This window comes from Streptomyces griseochromogenes, assembly GCF_001542625.1.
Classification (GTDB): Bacteria; Actinomycetota; Actinomycetes; order Streptomycetales; family Streptomycetaceae; genus Streptomyces; species Streptomyces griseochromogenes.
Genome location: NZ_CP016279.1, coordinates 2270564 through 2291877, shown reverse-complemented (window position 1 = coordinate 2291877; position 21314 = coordinate 2270564). Strand labels below are relative to the sequence as shown.

Annotated in this window: 1 protein-coding gene and 1 pseudogene; both read right to left on the bottom strand. The window is 71.1% G+C overall.

Translation table 11 applies throughout. The annotated features are described in order from the left end of the window. Positions 1-19 precede the first annotated feature (19 nt). A pseudogene (locus AVL59_RS53535) lies at positions 20-6814 on the bottom strand (SDR family NAD(P)-dependent oxidoreductase); the annotation flags it as partial. Continuing rightward, positions 6781-21303 carry a type I polyketide synthase gene (locus tag AVL59_RS54025; protein ID WP_472573245.1) on the bottom strand — a complete coding sequence of 4841 codons (14523 nt, stop codon included), beginning with the start codon at positions 21301-21303 and terminating at the stop codon, positions 6781-6783. The gene AVL59_RS54025 and the pseudogene AVL59_RS53535, both read right to left, overlap by 34 nt. Between the last annotated feature and the right edge of the window lie 11 nt (positions 21304-21314).

Here is a 21314-nt window from a genome sequence, read left to right as displayed (position 1 = left end):
GCGTAGAGCATCATCAACTTCAGTCCGTCTCGCTATCCAGGGCCAGGCGAATCAGGCTTTCGGCATCCAACGTGTCGATGTCTTCGACCTCTCCGTTTCCGCCCTTCGCCAAGGCGTCGTCCTGGATACCGGCGAGCTGCATCAATGCCTCCATCAGCCCGGCCTCGCGGAACCTGGAAATCGGAACGGACGCGAGAGCGTTCCGGAGTTTCGCCTCTGCCGGGTCCGCCTCGTCCCCGATTTCCGGCAGGAGCTTTTCTCCCAGGAATTCGGCCAGCTCCGCCGGGTTGGGGTAGTCGAATACGAGCGTGGCGGGCAAACGCAGTCCGGTGGCCGTGTTGAGCCGGTTGCGGAGTTCGACCGCGGTGAGTGAGTCGAAGCCCAGGTCGGTGAAGGCCCGGGTGGCTTCGATCGCGTCGGCAGAGGTGTGTCCGAGTACGGCGGCGACATGGGTGCGGACCAGGTCGGTCAGCATCCGGTCGCGGTCCGGACCGGACAGGCCGGCCAGCTGCTGGTGCAGCGAGTCCGCCCCGACGGCCGTGCCGGAGGCCGCGGTCCGCCGGCCCGGACCACCGCTGACCAGAGCCCGCCACAGCGGCGGGATCTCGGTGCTACGGGCGGCCTGGGCGCGCAGCCCGGCCAGATCCAGGCGGGCCGGCACCAGCATGGCCTCGTCACGGGCCAGAGCCAGGTCCAGCAGGGCCAGGCCGTCCTCCGCGTTCAGCGCGGCGACGCCACCGCGGTTGATCCGGGCCCGTTCGGCGTCCGTGAGCTGCCCGGTCAGCGCGCTGGCCTCGGCCCACAGGCCCCAGGCCAGCGACGTTCCGGCCAGCCCGGCCGCACGGCGCTCGGCCGCCAGCGCGTCCAGGAACGCGTTCGCCGCCACGTAGTTGCCCTGACCCGGCGCACCGAACACCGAGGCCGCCGAGGAGAAGAGCACGAAGTGCTCCAGGTCCAGGTCCTTGGTGAGCTCGTGCAGATTCCAGGCGCCGTCGGCCTTGGGCCGCATCACCCCCGCGACCCGCTCCGGCGTCAGCGACGCGATGACACCGTCGTCCAGAACACCCGCCGTATGGACCACCGTGCTCAGCGGGTAGTCGGCCGGGACGGCCTCGACGACGGTGGCCAGCGCGTCGCGCTCGGCGGCGTCGCAGGCCACCACCTCGACCCGCGTTCCCGACGAGGCCAGCTCAGCCACCAGAGCCGCCACACCCACAGCAGCCGGACCCGAACGACTCGTCAGCACCACAGCGTCCGCGCGGCCGGTCGCCGCCAGATGCCTGGCCACCAGCCCACCCAGCGTGCCCGTACCACCCGTCACCAACGCCGACCGACCACCCCCACCAGACACAACCACACCAGCAGGAATCGCCAGAACCAGCTTGCCCGTATGCCGGGCCTGCGACATGAACCGGAACGCCTCCCGCGCCCGCCGCACATCCCACACCCGCACCGGCAGCAACGACAACTCACCAGCCGCCATCAGCTCCACCACCCGGCCGAGCATCTCCCCCATCCGCTGCGACCCGGCCTCACCCAGATCGAACGGCCGGTACATCACACCCGGGAAGTCACCGCCCAGCACCTCCGGATCCCGCAGATCCGTACGGCCCATCTCGATGAACGCACCACCACGCGCCAACAGCCGCAGCGAGGCATCAGTCAACTCCCCAGCCAGGGAGTTCAACACGATGTCCATCCCCGCCCCACCCGTGGCAGCCAGGAACTCCGCCTCGAAACCAGCGCTACGGGAAGAAGCGATGTGCGACGCGTCCAGACCCGCCTCGGCCAGCACCGGCCACTTGGCCGGACTCGCCGTCGCGAACACCTCCAGACCCAGATGCCGCGCGATCTGCACCGCGGCCATACCCACACCACCAGCACCCGCATGCACCAACAGCCGCTGCCCAGCACGCGCACCAGCCAACTCCACCAGCGCATACCACGCCGTGACGAAGGCGATCGGAACCGACGCCGCGGCTGTGAACGACCATCCGGCCGGGATCGGCACGATCTGTTGTGCGTCGGTGACCACCATCGGACCGAACCCGCCGGAGGCGATCCCCATCACCCGGTCTCCCACCGCCAGATGGGACACTCCAGGACCTGTCTCGGTCACCACACCGGCGATCTCACTGCCCATCAGACCGCCACCGGGATACATGTTCAGCCCGATCAGCACGTCCCGGAAGTTCAGCCCGGCCGCCCGCACCGCCACCCGCACCTGCCCGGCCGACAGCCGCTCCCCCACCTGCGGCACCTCAGCCAGCACCAGCCCCTCCAGGGACCCGCCCTCGTCACCTTCCAGCCGCCACAGACCCTCAGGCGCCATCAGGTCACCCGACGGACGGATCAGTCGCCGACCGAAGACGTTCTGGCCGCGGATGACCAGTTCCGGCTCACCGTTGCCGAGCACGGTCGGCAGTACGGTCGCGTGGTCGCCGGTGACGGGCAGGTCGGCAAGGACCAGACGCCCCGGGTTCTCCGACTGGGCCGACCGCAGCAGACCCCATACGGCGGCCGCCGCCAGGTCCGTCACGCCCTCACCGGGCACGGCGGACACCGCACCTCGCGTGACGACCACCAACTGCGCCGACTCCAGGCGCTGTTCCTCCATCCACTCCTGCACCAGGCCCAGCATCGATCCGGCAGCCCGCCGAGCCGCCTGCGCCGCATCACCGCTGCTCTCCGTGTCCGCGCAAACGAGCACCACCTGCGGGGCGACCTCCCCCGCCTCGGTGGCGGCGGCAACCTCGGCCAGATCGGCAAAGGCCCGGACCGGCACCCCGGCCGATCCCAGCACATCCACCAACGCGAAACGGTCCGCTCCGATCAGCGCCCAGTCCCCAGCGGGGACCGCGATCTCGGCAACCGGAGCCCAGTCCACGCTGAACAGCGCGTCGGCCACGCCGGTATCGCCCGTCCGCAGCTGGTCCGAGGAGACGGGACGGGTGATCAGTGACGCCACCGAGACCACCGGTGCTCCAGTGGTGTCCGCCGCCGTCAGCGTCAGACTGCCCTGCGCGTCACGACGCAGCCGAGCCCGCAGAACCGACGCTCCACTCGCGTGCAGTTCCACACCTGTCCATGCGAACGGCAGTCGCACTTGGCCCTGTTCGCCCGGCTCGGTTTCGCCAGTCAGCGCGCTGGCGTGCAGCACCGCGTCCAGCAGCGCCGGGTGCAGTCCGAAGGCGCCGGCGTCCTGTGCCACGTCCTCCGGCAGTGCCACCTCGGCGAAGACGTCCTCGCCACGACGCCAGACCGCCCGCAGGCCCTGGAACGCCGGGCCGTAACCGTAGGAGCCGGCGGCGAGGGCTTCGTACATGCCGCTGATGTCCACCGCGGTCGCATCCCGCGGCGGCCACACCGTGAAGTCTTCGTCGGCCTGTCCGACTGTTGTGGCGGGAGCGATCAGCGCGCTGGCGTGCTGGACCCACGGCTGCTGGGTGCCGGGCTGGTCGGGGCGGGAGAACACCTCCACACCGCGCCGTCCATCGGCGTCGGCGTCGGCCACCACGACCTGGACCTGCATCCCGCCGCCGTCGGCGGGCACCACCAGCGGCGCCTGCAGTGTCAGTTCCTCCACCACAGCGCACCCGACCTGGTCGCCGGCTCGAACGATCAGCTCGACGAACCCGGTGCCCGGTAGCAGGATCGCGCCGCCGACAGCGTGATCGGCCAGCCATGGCTGCGTACGCACGGACAGCCGTCCGGTGCACACCAGCCCGGCGCCCCCGGCCAGTTCAACCGCCGCACCCAGCAGCGGATGACCCACCGCGCCCAGGCCGAGCGACACCGCGTCCCCGCCGGTGGCCGATGCGGCCGCCTTGGGCCAGTACTTCTCGTGCTGGAAGGCGTACGTGGGCAGTTCCACCCGCTGCCTGGCGGGCAGGAGCGCGGTCCAGTCGACGGGAGCACCGTGCACGAACGCCTCGGCGAGCGAGGTGATCAGGCGGGTTGTTCCGCCGTCGTCGCGGCGCAGCGTGCCGGAGACCACTGCGGCCATCGTGCCCGGACTTGCGTCCAGTGCGGTTTCTTCCAGGGTCTCGGTCATCGCCGCGAGCAGCACCGGGTGCGGGGAGACCTCGATGAACACCTGGTGGCCCATGCCGGCCAGGATTCGTACGGCACGGTCGAAGTGGACCGGTGCGCGCAGGCTGCCGTACCAGTACCCGGCATCCAGCTCGGTGCCGGAGAGGACTTCACCGGTCATCGCGGAGACCATCGGCACTCGGCCCGCACGCGGAGCGACCCCGGCCAGGACCGAGCGAATCTCCTGCTCAAGCCGTTCCACCTGCGCGCAGTGCGAGGCGTAGTCCACGGCGACCATCCGGGCGCGTACGCCCTCGGCCTCCAGTTCCTGTGACAGTTCTTCGAGCGCGGCCACCTCGCCGGAGACCACCACCGCGGCCGAACCGTTGACCGCCGCCAGCGACAGACGACCGTCCCAGCGGCCGAGGCGTTCCTCGACCCGGGCGGCCGGTTCGGTCACCGACATCATGCCGCCGGCACCAGACAGCACGCGCAACGACTGCGAGCGCAACGCGACGACCCGGGCACCGTCCTCCAGGCTCAGCATGCCCGCCACAGTCGCCGCCGCGATCTCACCCTGCGAATGACCCACCAACGCATCCGGGGTCACACCGGCCGCCTCCCACACCGCAGCCAGAGAGACCATCACCGCCCACAGCGCCGGCTGCACCACATCCGCCGACTCCAGCTCCGGAGCACCCGGCGCGCCTGCAAGAACATCGCTCAACGACCAGTCCACATACGGGGCCAGCGCCCGCTCACACTCAGCCAGACGAGCCGCGAACACCGGACTGGACTCAGCCAGTTCACGACCCATCCCCAGCCACTGAGACCCTTGACCCGGGAAGACGAACACCACCCGGGCGCCCGGCCGCGCGACGCCGGACACGACCGACGCGGCAGGCACGCCTTCAGTCAGATTCCCCAGACCCGTCACCAGCTCATCGCGGCCGGTGCCGACCACCACGGCCCGGTGATCGAACACCGACCTCGTCGCCGCCAACGACCACGCCACATCCGCCGACTCCAACTCCGGCCGAGCAGCCACCCACTCACGCAACCGGCCCGCCTGCCCGGCCAGCCCCTCGGCCGACCGCGCCGAAACCGCCCACGCACCGACCCCAGCGGTCTCCACAACCACGGGGGCCGCCGGTGCTCCGCTGTCCACGGAGACCCCGGTCTCGGCAGGCTCGGGAGCTTCCTCGACGATGACGTGCGCGTTGGTACCACTCAGACCGAACGAGGACACACCCGCACGCCGCACCCGGCCGTTCACCGGCCACGCCACGGACTCGGACAGCAGCCGCACCTCGCCCGCCGACCAGTCCACGTGCGGCGAGGGCTCCTGCGCGTGCAGGGTCCGCGGCAGCTGCTGGTTCTGCAGCGCCAGCACCATCTTGATCACACCGGCGACACCGGCGGCGGCCTGCGTGTGACCGATGTTCGACTTCACCGACCCGAGCCACAACGGCCGCTCCTCCGACCGCTCCTGGCCGTAGGTCGCGAGCAGGGCCTGCGCCTCGATCGGGTCGCCGAGCGACGTGCCCGTACCGTGCGCCTCGACCACGTCCACGTCGGCGGCCGACAGCCGCGCGTTCGCCAGGGCCGCACGGATCACCCGCTGCTGAGAGGGGCCGTTCGGCGCGGTCAGACCGTTGGACGCACCGTCCTGGTTCACCGCGGTGCCCCGCACCACCGCCAGGACCGGGTGGCCCAGCCGCTGGGCGTCGGAGAGTCGCTCCAGGACGAGCATGCCCACGCCCTCGGACATGCCCATGCCGTCGGCCTCGGCCGAGAACGCCTTGCACCGGCCGTCCATCGCCAGGCCGCTCTGCTGGCTGAATCCCAGGAAGCCTTCGGGAGTCACCATGACCGTGACACCGCCGGCCAGGGCCATCGTGCACTCCCCGGAGCGGATCGCCTGGGCGGCCAGGTGCAGCGCCACGAGGGACGACGAGCACGCCGTGTCGATCGTCACCGCGGGGCCCTCAAGCCCCAGGGCGTACGAGACCCGGCCCGACAGCACGCTGGTCACGGTCCCGGTCATCAGGTGGGCTTCACCCTCGATGTCCGCGCCGATGCCGTAGCCCGACGCGTAGCCTCCGGCGAAGACGCCGGTCTGGCTGCCACGCAGCGACTCCGGGGCGATTCCGGCCCGCTCCAGTGCCTCCCAGGACACCTCCAGCAGCAGCCGCTGCTGCGGATCCATGGCGAGGGCCTCACGCGGGCTGATCCCGAAGAAGCCGGCGTCGAACCCGGTCATGTCCTGAACGAACCCGCCGGCCTGGACGTACGAGGTGCGCCCCTGCCCCGCGCCGGAGTCGCTGAGGCCTTCCAGGTCCCAGCCCCGGTCGTCCGGGAACCCGGAGATCGCGTCTCCGCCCGAGGTCAGCAGCTCCCACAGGCCGTCGGGGCTGGCGATCCCGCCCGGGTACCGGCAGCTCATTCCGACGATCGCGATCGGCTCGTCGGCCACCGCCTGAACCGGCGCCACCGCCGGGAGCGCGGTGTCCTCGGGCAGGGCGCCCAGCAGCTCCGTCTGCAGGTACTCCGACAGAGCGACGGGGTTGGGGTAGTCGAAGAGCAGGGTGGCCGGCAGCCGGAGATCGGTGGCGGTGCTGAGCTGGTTGCGCAGTTCCACCGCGGTCAGCGAGTCGAAGCCCAGCTCGCTGAAGGCGCGGGCGGCCTCGACCGACTCGGCCGACGGATGGCCCAGTACGGAGGCGGCCTTGGCCCGGACCAGCTCGGTCAGTGCCCGGCCTTGCTCGGCCCGTGACATCCCGCGAGCCGTCGTGCCAGATCACCGTCCGCCTGCGCCGCCGCGGCATCCGATACGGCCGCGGCCAGCTGGCGGATCTCCGGCAGATCCCGCATGGCGGGTATCTGGAGCAGGTCCGCCGCCGCCTCGGGCGCCGACATGATCTCGGTCCAGTCGACGTTCATCACCGTCAGCACGGTGTCGGGACCGTCGAGGGCTTCGCCGAGGGCCCGGACGGCGAGGTCCGGATCCATGAGGACTTCCCACCGGTTGCGGCTGAGCCGCTGCCGGGCGGCCTCGGTGCCTTGCGACACGCCGCCGCCCGCCCAGGGGCCCCAGGCCACGGCGAGCCCGGCCAGTCCCCGGTCCCGCCTGCTCTCCGCCACGGCGTCCAGGAAGGCGTTCGCCGCCGCGTAGTTGGCCTGGCCCATGCCTCCCAACGTGGACGCGACCGAGGAGAAGAGAACGAACGCGTCCAGGTCGAGGTCCGTGGTCAGCTCGTCCAGCAGGGTCGCGCCCTTGGCCTTGGGCGCCAGGACCGTCGCCAGTCGCGGCGCCGACAGCCGGTCGATCACACCGTCGTCCAGCAAGCCCGCGGTGTGCATCACCGCGGACAGCGCGGGGCCGTCGGTCCCGATCCGGGCCAGCAGCCCGGACAGGTCCGCCCGCTCGCTCACGTCGCAGGCCACCACGTCCACGCGCGTGCCCTGGGCGGCGAGTTCGGCGGCCATCGCGGCGACGCCCGCGACGGAGGGGCCGGACCGGCTGGTCAGCACGAGTCGCCGAGCACCCCGGCCGGCCACCCAGCGCGCCACGTGCCCGCCGATCGCGCCGGTTCCACCGGTGATCAGGACGCTCCCGCGCGTCGTCCAGGCCTGGCCGGTCCGGGGCTGCGGGGCGCGGGCCAGTCGGCGGCCCAGGATCCCGGTCGGGCGGATCGCCACCTGGTCCTCGCCGCATCCGGCGAGGACGGCCGTCAGGCGTGCCCCGGCGCGGTCGTCGAGTACGGCGGGCAGGTCGATCAACCCGCCCCACCGGTCGGGGTGTTCGAGCGCTACGACCCGGCCGAGTCCCCACACCTGTGTCTGCACCGGGCCGGCCAGGGCCTCACCCGGTCCGGTGACCACAGCACCACGCGTGGCCACCCACAGCGGCGCGGTCACCCCGGCATCGCCGAGGCCCTGCACCACGGCCAGGGTCGCGGCCACGCCCTGGGCCACCACCGGATGCGCGGGCACGGGCGTCTCGTCCAGCGCGAGCAGGGACACCACTCCGGCCACCGTGCCGGACTCCGTGTCCCGCAGCACCTGGTCGAGGACGGCGGCCACCTCGGTACGGTCCACCGTTCCGGCCGGCACCTCGGCGACCACGACCTCGGCGCCCCGGGCGGTCAGCGCCTGCAGACATCCCCTGGTCAGGTCACTGTCGGTCCATCCTGCGGCGGTCACCAGCAGCCAGAGTCCCGACAGCACGCCCGGAGCAGGTTCCGCGACCGGCGCCCAGGTCACCCGGTAGCGCCAGTTCGCGGTCACCGACTTGTCCCGCTCTTGGCGGCGCCACGACGCCAGCGCCGGCAGCACCTGGCTCAGGTGCTGCTGGTCGTCAATCGCCAGTGTGTCCGCGATCCGGGCCAGGTCTCCGCCCTCGACAGCCGCCCAGAACTGGGCCTCGGCCGCCGTGCTCGCGCCGTCACCGCCCGCCGGAGTCGTGGTCGACACCGCAGGCTGCAGCCAGTACCGCTGGTGCTGGAAGGCGTAGGTGGGCAGCTCGACCTGCTCCGCGGCAGGCAGAACCATCTTCCAGTCCACGCTCAGCCCACTGACATACGCCTGCGCCAACGACGTGATCAGCCGCGCCGCACCACCGTTGTCACGCTCCAACGTCCCTACGACCACCACATCCGCGTTGCCCACGTCCTCGGCCGTCTCGGACACCGGACCCGTCAACACCGGATGCGGCGACACCTCCACAAACGCGCCGTAACCACCGGTCATCAGGACACGGACCGCCTCCTCGAAACGGACCATCTGCCGCAGATTCGCATACCAATACCCGGCATCCACCTCAGGACCCGACACCCACTCACCAGTCACCGTGGACACCATCGGCACCCGACCAGCCCGCGGCGCAATCCCCGCCAACTCCCGCTCCAACACCACCGCCAACGGCTCCACCGCCGGCGAATGCGCCACAAAATCCGTCTCCGGAATCCGCCACCGCAACACATGCCGAGCCGACAACTCCCGCTCGAACTCCGACAACGCCTCCGGCTCACCGGAGACCACGACCGCCGCCGGACCGTTGATCGCAGCGACCGACAGACGCTCACCCCACTGCCCCACCAACTCCCGCACCGCCTGCGACGGCATCACCACCGACACCATCGAGCCCTGCACCGACAGACCCGACAACGCCCGCGACCGCACCGCCACCACCCGGGCGCCATCCTCCACACTCAACATCCCCGCCACCGTCGCCGCAGCAATCTCACCCTGCGAATGACCCACCAACGCATCCGGGGTCACACCCGCCGCCTCCCACACCGCAGCCAGCGAGACCATCACCGCCCACAACACCGGCTGCACCACATCCGCACGGTCCAGCCCAGGAGCCCCTGGGGCGCCCGCGAGCACATCGGTCAGCGACCACTCCACATGCGGCGACAGCGCCCGCTCACACTCCGCCAACCGAGCCGCGAACACCGGCGAGGAAACAGCCAGTTCACGACCCATCCCCACCCACTGAGCCCCCTGACCCGCGAAGACGAACACCACCCGCGCACCCAAACGCGCGACCCCGGAGACAACCGACCTCACAGGCGTACCAGCGGCCACGCTCTGCAGGCCCGCCACCAGCTCCTCACGCTCGGCGCCGACCACCACAGCCCGGTGCTCGAACACCGACCGCGTCGCCGCCAACGACCACGCCACATCCGCCGGCTCCAACTCCGGCCGGGCCACAACCCACTCACGCAACCGGCCCGCCTGCGCCGCCAGGCCTTCCGGCGTCCGGCCCGACACCAGCCAGGCACCAGCGCCGTCGGGCTCCAGGACCGCGGGCACGGCGGCCGGCTCGACCTCATCGGTTCCCGCACCGGCGGGTTCGGCCGGGGCGTCCGCCGTCTCATCGTCGGCGGTCGGGGCCTCCTCCAGGATGATGTGCACGTTGGTGCCGCTCATGCCGAACGCCGACACGCCGGCGCGACGCGCGCGCTCTCCGACGGGCCACGGGACCGGTTCGGTCAGCAGTCGGACCTCACCGGCTGACCAGTCCACGTGCGGCGTGGGCTCTTCCACGTGCAACGTCTGCGGCAGCTGCTGGTTCTGCAGCGCCAGCACCATCTTGATCACGCCGGCGACGCCTGCGGCCGCCTGCGTGTGTCCGATGTTGGACTTCACCGAGCCCAGCCACAGCGGCTGCTTCTCCGGCCGCTCCTGGCCGTAGGTGGCGATCACCGCCTGCGCCTCGATCGGGTCACCCAACGTGGTCGCCGAACCGTGCGCCTCCACCACGTCCACGTCGGCGGCCGACAGCTGGGCGCTGGCCAGGGCCGCGCGGATCACCCGCTGCTGAGAGGGGCCGTTCGGGGCGGTCAGGCCGTTGGACGCGCCGTCCTGGTTGATCGCGGAGCCGCGCACCACCGCCAGCACCCGGTGGCCGTTGCGGCGGGCGTCGGACAGCCGCTCCAGCACGAGCATGCCCGCGCCCTCGGAGAAGCCCGAGCCGTCGGCCGAAGCCGCGAACGCCTTGCACCGGCCGTCCACCGACACACCGCGCGCCTGGGAGAAGCCGACGAACACGGCCGGGGTCGCGGCGACCGTGACACCGCCGGCCAGGGCCAGGGAGCACTCGCCGGACCGCACAGCCTGGGCCGCCATGTGCAGCGCCACCAGCGACGACGAGCACGCCGTGTCCATGGTCACGGCCGGGCCTTCCAGGCCGAACGTGTAGGACACCCTGCCCGACAGCACGCTGGTCGCGGTTCCGGTCATCAGGTGGCCCTCGACAACCCCCGTGTCCTCCAGGGGCACGCCGATTCCGTATCCGGACGTGTATCCGCCTACGAAGGTGCCGGTCTGGCTGCCCCGCAGACTCGCAGGATCAATACCAGCCCGCTCGAACGCCTCCCAGCACACCTCCAACAACAACCGCTGCTGCGGATCCATCGCCAACGCCTCACGCGGACTGATCCCGAAGAACCCCGCATCAAACCCACTGGCATCCTGAACAAACCCACCCGCCTGCGTATACGACGTCCCCGCATGCTCAGGATCCGGGTCATACAACCCCTCAATATCCCAACCACGATCCACCGGAAACGGCCCAATCGCATCCGCCCCCGCAGCCAACAACCGCCACAACTCCTCCGGACTACCCGCACCACCCGGGAACCGACACGCCATCCCCACAATCGCAACCGGCTCATCAACCACCACCGAACGCGCAGCCACCACCCCACCCACATCCACCGGCAGATCACCCGTCAACTCCGCCCGCAACAACCCCGCCAACACCACCGGCGTCGGATAGTCGAACACCAACGTCGCCGGCAACCGCAAACCCGTCTCCGCGTTCAACCGGTTCCGCAACTCCACCGCAATCAACGAATCAAAACCCAGATCCGAAAACGCCCGCCCAGGCTCAATCGCATCCCCCGACACATGACCCAGAACCGCAGCCACATTCCCCCGAACCACATCCAACAACAACCGATCCCGCTCCACACCCGACAACCCCACCAACCGCCGCCGCAACCCCTCACCCGCACCACCAACACCCACACCAGAACCCGACGCAACAACACGCCGAACCGGCACATCACCCGCCAACACCCGCCACAACGGCGGAACCTCACCACTACGCACCGCCTGAGCCCGCAAACCCGCCAAATCCAAACGAGCCGGAACCAACAACGCCTCCCCACGAGACAACGCCACATCCAGCACCACCAAACCCTCATCCGCACCCAACGCCGCAATCCCCGACCGACTGATCCGCGACAACAACCGCTCACCCAGATCCCGACCGATCCCCGCCTCATGCACCCACGGACCCCACGCCAACGACGTCCCAGCCAACCCAGCCGCACGACGCTCCGCCGCCAACGCGTCCAAAAACGCGTTCGCCGCCACATAATTGCCCTGCCCCGGCGCACCGAACGTCGCCGCAGCCGACGAGAACAGAACGAAATGCTCCAGATCCAAGCCCTGGGTCAACTCATGCAGATACCAGGCCGCGTCCACCTTCGGCCGCATCACCGCCGCCAGACGCTCCGGGGTAAGCGCCCCGATCACACCGTCATCGATGATCCCCGCGGCATGGAAGACCGACCCCAGCGGGCAATCGGCCGGGATCTGCCCCAGCAGCCCGGCCAGCGCATCCCGGTCGGCCACATCACACACGACCACCCGAACCCACGCCCCCAGCCCGGCCAACTCAGCAGCCAAGGCCGCCACACCAGCAGCCCCCGGGCCCGAGCGGCTCACCAACACCACACCACCAGCCCGGCCGGTCACCACCAGATGCCGGGCCACCATCCCACCCAGCGTCCCGGTCCCACCGGTCACCAGCAACGTACGCCTGCCCACGCCCGGCTCCGGCGACCACTCCACCGGCGCCAGATCACCCGACGGACGCGTCAACCGCCGACCGAAGGCACTGCGGCCACGGATCGCCAACTCCGGCTCACCGCTGCCCATCATCTTCGGCAGCACGGCCACGGAGTCACCGTCACCGCTGACGGGCAGGTCGGCCAGGACCAGACGCCCCGGATTCTCCGACTGCGCCGACCGCAGCAGACCCCATACGGCCGCTGCCGCCAAGTCCGTCACGCCCTCACCAGCAGCCGTGGCCACCGCACCTCGGGTGACCACCACCAACTGCGCCGACTCCAGGCGTCGTTCCTCCATCCACTCCTGCACCAGGCCCAGGGCCGCACCGGCGGCCCGCCGAGCCGTCTCCGCCGTATCACCGCTGCTGTCCGTGTCCGCACAGGCAAGCACCACCTGCGGGGCGACCTCCCCCGCCTCGGTTGCGGCAGCGATCTCGGCCAGATCGGCAAAGGCCCGGACCGGCACCCCGGCCGTTCCCAGCGCATCCACCAGCGCGAAACGGTCCGCTCCGATCAGCGCCCAGTCCCCGGCGGGGACCGCTGCCTCGGACACCGGGACCCAATCCACGCTGAACAGCGCGTCGCCCACACCACCCTGGGCCGGCTGCAGCTGGTCCGCCGAGACCGGACGGCTCACCAGCGACGCCACCGAGACCACCGGTTCGCCGGTGGTGTCCGCCGCCGTCAGCGTCAAACTGCCCTGGGCGTCACGACGCAGCCGGGCCCGCAGAACCGACGCGCCACTGGCGTACAGCTCCACACCCGTCCACGCGAACGGCATCCGGACCTCGGCGAGTTGACCCTCGCCGTCGGCCAGGAGCCCCGCGTGCAATGCCGCGTCGAGCAGCGCCGGGTGCAGGCCGAACGAACCGGCCTCCTGCGCCACGTCCTCCGGCAGCGCCACCTCGGCGAAGACATCCTCGCCACGCCGCCACGCCGCCCGCAGACCGTGGAACGACGGGCCGTACACCTCGGCCAGCTGCACCGCGTACACATCCGCGATGTCCAGCGGTGTGGCGTCCTGCGGTGGCCACACCGTCAGGTCTTCCTCGGCTTGGCTCGCCGCGCCGGCGGTGGCGATCACCGCGCTGGCGTGCTGGACCCACGCCTGCCCGCTGCCGGGCTCATCCGGACGGGAGAAGACCTCGACCTCGCGCCGTCCATCGGCGTCGGCCTCGGCCACCACGACCTGGACCTGCACCCCGCCGCCGTCGGCGGGCACCACCAACGGCGCCTGCAACGTCAGCTCCTCGACCAGGGCGCAGCCGACCTGGTCCCCGGCGCGGACCACGAGTTCCACGAACCCGGTCCCGGGCAGGAGCATCACTCCGCCGACGGCGTGGTCGGCCAGCCACGGCTGCGTACGCACGGACAGCCGTCCCGTGCACACCAACCCGGCTCCACCAGCCAGTTCAACCGCCGCACCCAGCAGCGGATGACCCACCGCGCCGAGTCCCAGCGAGGCCGCGTCCCCGCCTCCGGCCAGCCCCGCGGCCGACAGGGACAGCAGTCCCTTGGGCCAGTACCGCTCGTGCCGGAAGGCATACGTGGGCAGCTCCACCCACTGTCCGGCGGGGAGGACCGTGGTCCAGTCGACGGGAGCACCGTGGACGAAGGCCTCGGCGAGCGAGGTGATCAGACGTGCCGCTCCACCGTCGTCGCGGCGCAGCGTGCCGGACACGGCCCCCGCCTGTGCGCCGGGACCTGCCTCCAGCGCGGCCTCTTCCAGCGTCTCGGTCATCGCCGCGAGCAGCACCGGGTGCGGGGAGACCTCGATGAACACCTGGTGGCCCATGCCGGCCAGGGTGCGTACCGCCCTGTCGAACTGCACCGATGCCCGCAGGCTGCCGTACCAGTAAGCGGCGTCCAGCTCGGTGCCGGTCAGCACCTCGCCCGTCATCGCCGAGACCATCGCCACCCGGCCCGCACGCGGAGCCACCGTGGCGAGTACGGAGGTGATCTCCGCTTCCAGCTGCTCCACCTGCGCGGAGTGCGAGGCGTAGTCCACCGCGACCATCCGGGCGCGTACGCCCTCGGCCTCCAGCTCCCGCTTCAGCTCTTCCAGCGCCATCGGCTCGCCGGAAACCACCACCGCCGCCGGGCCGTTGACCGCCGCCAGCGACAGACGACCGTCCCAACGGCCGAGGCGTTCCTCGACCCGTGCGGCCGGTTCGGTCACCGACATCATGCCGCCGGCGCCCAGCAGGACTCGCAGCGCCTGGGAGCGCAGGGCAACGACCCGGGCACCGTCCTCCAGGCTGAGCATTCCGGCCACCGTCGCTGCCGCGATCTCACCCTGCGAGTGACCCACCAACGCATCCGGGGTCACACCGGCGGCTTCCCAGACCGAAGCCAGGGAGACCATCACCGCCCACAGCGCCGGCTGCACCACATCCGCCGACTCCAGCTCCGGAGCACCGTCCGCCCCGGCAAGAACATCGCTCAGCGACCAGTCCACATACGGGGCCAGCGCCCGCTCACACTCAGCCAGACGAGCCGCGAACACCGGACTGGACTCAGCCAGTTCACGACCCATCCCCAGCCACTGAGACCCCTGACCCGGGAAGACGAACACCACCCGGGCACCCGACCGCGCCACGCCGGACACAACCGAACCCGCAGGCACCCCCGCGGTCAGATTCTCCAGCCCCGTCACCAGCTCATCGCGGCCGGTGCCGACCACCACGGCCCGGTGCTCGAACACCGACCGCGTCGCCGCCAACGACCACGCCACATCCGCCGACTCCAACTCCGGCCGAGCAGCCACCCACTCACGCAACCGGTCCGCCTGCGCCGTCAGCCCGTCCGCCGACTGGCCCGACACCAGCCACGCACCGGCACCGGACACCACCGGTGCCGTGCCCTCGGTGTTACCTGTCTCAGGTGTGTCGTCCTGGAGCTCAGCGGCCTCAACGGCCGGAGCTTCCTCGACGATGACGTGCGCGTTGGTGCCACTCATTCCGAACGAGGACACACCCGCGCGCCGCACCCGGCCGTTCACCGGCCACGCAACGGACTCGGACAGCAGCCGCACCTCGCCCGCCGACCAGTCCACGTGCGGCGAGGGCTCCTGCGCGTGCAGCGTCTGCGGCAGCTGCTCGTTCTGCAGCGCCAGCACCATCTTCATCACACCGGCGACACCGGCGGCGGCCTGCGTGTGTCCGATGTTGGACTTCACCGAGCCCAGCCACAGGGGCTGGTCTTCTGGCCGCTCCTGGCCATAGGTCGCGAGCAGCGCCTGCGCCTCGATCGGGTCGCCCAGCGTGGTGCCCGTACCGTGCGCCTCCACCACATCGACATCAGCCGCCGACAACTGGGCGTTCGCCAGGGCCGCGCGGATCACCCGCTGCTGCGAGGGGCCGTTCGGCGCGGTCAGTCCGTTGGACGCGCCGTCCTGGTTCACCGCGGAACCGCGGACCACCGCCAGGACTCGGTGCCCGTTGCGGCGGGCGTCGGACAGCCGTTCCAGCACCAGGATGCCGACTCCCTCGGCCCATCCGGTCCCGTCCGCGTCCGCCGAGAACGCCCGGCACCGTCCGTCCGCCGACAGCCCCTGCTGCCGGGAGAAGTCGACGAACGTCCCCGGATTGGTCATGACCGTGACACCGCCGGCCAGTGCCAGCGAGCACTCCCCGGAGCGGATCGCCTGAGCGGCCAGGTGCAGCGCCACCAGCGACGACGAACACGCCGTGTCCACGGTCACCGCCGGGCCTTCCAGACCCAGTGCATACGACACCCGACCGGAGAGCACGCTCGTCGCGTTACCGGTCATCAGGTGCCCTTCCAGGCCCGATGCCGCTTCGCCGGCCAGCGCCACGCCATATCCGTAGCCCGATGCGAAACCGCCCGCGAAGACGCCTGTGGCCGAGCCCCGTAGCGCACCGGGGTCTATTCCGGCCCGCTCCAGCGCCTCCCACGACACCTCCAGCAGCAACCGCTGCTGCGGATCCATGGCGAGGGCCTCGCGCGGGCTGATGCCGAAGAACCCGGCATCGAAGTCCGCCGCATTTTGCAGGAACGCGCCCGCCTGGGTGTAAGAGGTGCCCGCATGGTCCGGGTCAGGGTCGTACAGACCGTCCAGGTCCCAGCCACGGTCGGTCGGGAAGCCGCCCACCGCGTCCCCACCCGAGGCCAGCAGGTCCCAGAACGCCTCCGGGCTGCCCGCACCACCAGGGAACCGACAGCTCATGCCAACAATGGCCAACGGCTCATCCGTAGCCGCCGCAACCACGACAGACCCACCAGCACCCGCCTGCTCACCGGTCAGCTCACCCCGCAGGTACTCGGCAAGGACCACCGGAGTCGGGTAGTCGAACACCAGCGTGGCGGGCAGTCGCAGCCCGGTCACCGCATTCAGGCGGTTGCGCAGCTCGACCGCGGTCAGCGAATCGAAGCCAAGGTCCTTGAACGCCCGCCTGTCCTGCACCGCCTCCGCCGAGGCATGCCCCAGCACCGCGGCCGCCTCGGCCCGCACCACATCCGTCAACAACCGGTCCCGCTCGGCCCGCCCCAACCCAGCCAACCGCTGCGCCAGTTCACCCTCACCACGCACCACACCCTCGGTACTCACGCCCGCGGCAGGCAGCTGACGGATCTCAGGCAGATCCCGCACCAGCGGCATCTCCCGCAAGTCGGCCGCGCCCGGCGCCGAAGCGAGCTGGGCCCAGTCGACATCCATCACCGTCAACACGGCGTCGGAACCCTCGATGGCCTCGCCCAGCGCCCGCACCGCCAACTGCGGATCCATCGCCGGCATCGCACCCCGCCTCACCCGGGCACGAACCGCCTCACTGGCCTCGGCGAAACCGCCACCGCCCCAGGTGCCCCAGGCCACCGACAGCCCGCGCAGTCCCCTGTTCCGCCGGTGCTCCGCCACGGCGTCCAGGAAGGCGTTCGCCGCCGCGTAGTTGCCCTGACCGGCGGCACCCAGTGTGGAGGCTACCGAGGAGAACAACACGAACGCGTCGAGGTCGAGGTCGGCGGTCAGCTCGTCCAGCAGAGCCGCGCTCGCGGCCTTGGGCGCCAGCACCGTGGCGAGTCGTTCCGCCGACAGCCGGTCGACCACGCCGTCGTCCAGCACACCGGCCGTGTGCATCACCGCGGACAGTGCGGGACCGTCCGTCCCGGTCCAGGCCAGCAACCCGGACAGGTCCGCCCGCTCACCGACATCGCAGGACACGACATCCACGCGCGCGCCGGCCGCGGCCAGTTCGGCGGCCAGCGCCGCAACACCCGCAGCACCGGCTCCGGACCGGCTGGTCAGCACCAACCGCTGAGCACCACGGCCGGCCAGCCAGCGCGCCACGTGCCCGCCGATCGCACCGGTACCACCCGTGATCAGCACACTCCCACGCGGCACCCAGCCCTCGGCGGAGACACGCGGCTGCGCAGCCCGGCTCAGCCGACGACCCAGAATCCCAGCCTGGCGGATCGCCACCTCGTCCTCGCCGCATCCGGCCAGCACGGCCGCCAGCCGCGCTCCGGCGCGCTCGTCGAGTACGGCGGGCAGGTCGATCAACCCGCCCCACCGGTCCGGGTGTTCCTGGGCCACCACTCGGCCGAGGCCCCACACCTGCGCCTGCACCGGGCCGGCCAGCATCTCGCTCGGCACGGTGGCCACCGCTCCGCGCGTGGCCACCCACAGCGGTGCGACCACACCGGCGTCGCCCAGTGCCTGCACCAGGGCCAGCGTCGCGGCGAGGCCCTGGGCCACCACCGGGTGAGCGGGCACAGGTGTCTCGTCCACTGCCAGCAGCGACAGCACACCGGCCACCGCGCCCGTGTCCTGTACCGCCCGGTCGAGGATCGCGACCACGTCGGTACGGTCCACCGTCCCGGCCGGCACCTCGGCGACGACGGCTTCCGCGCCGCGGGCGGCGAGCGCGCGCACGCATCCCCGCGTCAGATCGTCGTCGGCCGATCCGGCCGGGACCACGACCAGCCAGGGGCCCGTCAGTACGACGGGGTCGGGCTCGGCGACGCCTGCCCAATTCACCCGGTAGCGCCAGCTTCCGGTGACCGACCGGTCCCGTTCCCGACGCCGCCACGAAGCCAGCGCCGGCAGCAGCTCACCCAGATACTGCTGGTCGTCGATCGCCAGCGTGTCGGCGATCTGCGCCAGGTCTCCACCCTCAACGGCAGCCCAGAACTGGGCCTCGGCCACCGTGCTCGCACCATCCCCACCCGCCGTTCCCGGGGTGGGCAGCGCCAGCAATCCCTGAGGCCAGAACCGCTCGTGCCGGAACGCATACGTGGGCAGCTCAACCCGGTTCCCAGCCGATAGCAGCGCGCTCCAGTCCACGGTCACGCCATGGACGAACGCCCGCGCCAGACCCGCAACCAGGCCCACCACACCCTGCTCGTCACGCTCCTTACGCCGCTGGAGCGGGACGAACACACCTTCGTCGCTGCCGATACCGGCAACGGCATCCGGGCCCAGCGCGGACAACGAACCGTCCGGACCGACCTCGATGAACACCGACACGCCCTGCGCCGCCAGCGCACCCAGCGCGTCCGCGAACCGCACCGCCCGACGCGTCTGCGCCGGCCAGTACCCACCCTCGCATTCACTGACCAGCTCACCGGTCAGAGCACCCGCCCACACCAGCTCCGGCCGGTGGTACTCCAGCCCCGCCGCAACCTCACCCAGCTCATCCAACACCGGGTCCATCGCCGCCGAATGGAAGGCATGACTCACGCGCAGCCGCCGTACCCGACGGCCCTTCTCCCGCCAGTGCTCCACCAGTTGTTCAACCGCTGCCGTCTCACCGGAGATCACCACAGACTCCGGCCCGTTGACCGCCGCGACCGACACGCCCGGTGTCAGCCCGGGCTCCACCTCGGCCTCCGAGGCACCGATCGCCGCCATCGCACCACCCGCAGGCAACGCCTGCATCAAACGAGCACGCGCCGCAACCAGACGGCTGGCATCCGCAAGCGACAACACGCCCGCCACATACGCCGCCGCGACCTCACCCACCGAATGACCCACGACCGCGTCCGCCACGACACCGGACGCCTTCAGCACAGCCGCCAACGCCACCTCGAACGCGAACAGACCAGCCTGCGCATACAGCGTCTGATCCACCAAGCCTTCGTCGACACCGTCCGCACCCAGGACGACATCCCGAACCGACACCCCCAACTCCAACTCCAACAACCCACACACCTGATCAAACACCTCAGCGAAGACAGAACTGCCCTCATACAAGCCGCGCCCCATCCCCACCCACTGCGAGCCCTGACCCGCGAACACCAAACCCACCCGCACACCCTGGCGCGCGACCCCGGCCACCACCGAACCCGTAGACGCTCCAGCGGCCAGCCTCTCCAGGCCGGCCACCAACTCATCGCGCTCGTCTCCCAAAAGCACGGCCCGGTGTTCGAACACGGACCGCGACACTGCCAACGACCACCCCACATCCGCCGGATCCAGCTCCGGCCGCCCACTCACCCACTCCCGCAACCGGCCGACCTGCGCGGTCAAACCCTCCGCCGACCGCCCCGACACCACCCACGCACGGGCACCCGCACCCGACACCACCGGCGCCGTGCTCTCGGCGTCCGCCTCAGGTGCCTCGGTGACGCCGTCCTCGAGTTCAGTGGCCTCGGCGGCGGGCGCTTCTTCGACGATGAGGTGAACGTTGGTGCCGCTGATGCCGAACGCCGAGACACCGGCCCGGCGCACACGCTCCCCGGCGGGCCACGCCACGGACTCGGTCAGCAGCCGTACCTCACCGGCCGACCAGTCCACGTGCGGTGACGGCTCCTGCGCGTGCAGCGTCTGCGGCAATTCCCCGTGCTGCAGCGCCAGCACCATCTTGATGACACCGGCGACACCAGCGGCGGCCTGTGTGTGGCCGATGTTGGACTTCACCGAGCCCAGCCACAACGGCTCCTGCTCGGCCCGGTCCTGGCCGTAGGTGGCGAGCAGTGCCTGTGCCTCGATCGGGTCGCCGAGCTTGGTTCCGGTGCCGTGTGCCTCGACGACATCCACGTCCCCGGCGGACAGGCGCGCGTTGCTGAGGGCCGCGCGGATCACTCGCTGCTGCGAGGGGCCGTTCGGGGCGGTCAGGCCGTTGGACGCGCCGTCCTGGTTGACCGCGGAGCCACGTATCACGGCCAGCACCTGATGCCCGTTGCGACGGGCGTCGGACAGCCGCTCCAGCACCAGGACACCGGCGCCCTCGGCCCAACCTGTCCCGTCCGCTTCCGCGGCGAACGCCCGGCACCGCCCGTCCGGCGAGAGGCCCTGCTGCCGGGAAAACTCGATGAACGTCCCCGGTGTCACCATGACCGTGACGCCACCGGCGAGAGCCAGCGAGCACTCGCCCGACCGAAGTGCCTGGCCGGCCAGGTGCAGTGCCACCAGCGACGACGAACACGCCGTGTCCACCGTGACGGCCGGGCCCTCAAGACCCAGTGCGTACGAGACCCGGCCCGAGAGCACACTCGTCGCGTTACCGGTCATCAAGTGGCCCTCGACACCGGCCGCGTCCTGTCCCGCAAGCGCCACACCGAGCCCGTAACCCGACGCGAAACCACCCGCGAAGACGCCGGTGGGGCTCCCCTTCAGTGCCTTGGGGTCGATGCCGGCCCGCTCCAGCGCCTCCCACGACACCTCCAGCAGCAGCCGCTGCTGCGGATCCATGGCAAGGGCCTCACGCGGACTGATACCGAAGAATCCCGCATCAAAACCCGCCGCGTCCTGCAGGAATCCGCCCTGCTGGACATACGACGTCCCGGCCTGATCCGGGTCGGGGTCGTAGAGGCTGTCGGTGTCCCAGCCACGGTCGGTGGGGAAACCGCCGACCGCGTCCCCGCCCGCGGCCAGCAGCTCCCAGAACTCCTCGGGGCTGCCCGCACCACCGGGGAACCGGCAGCTCATCCCGACGATCGCCAAAGGCTCCTGCT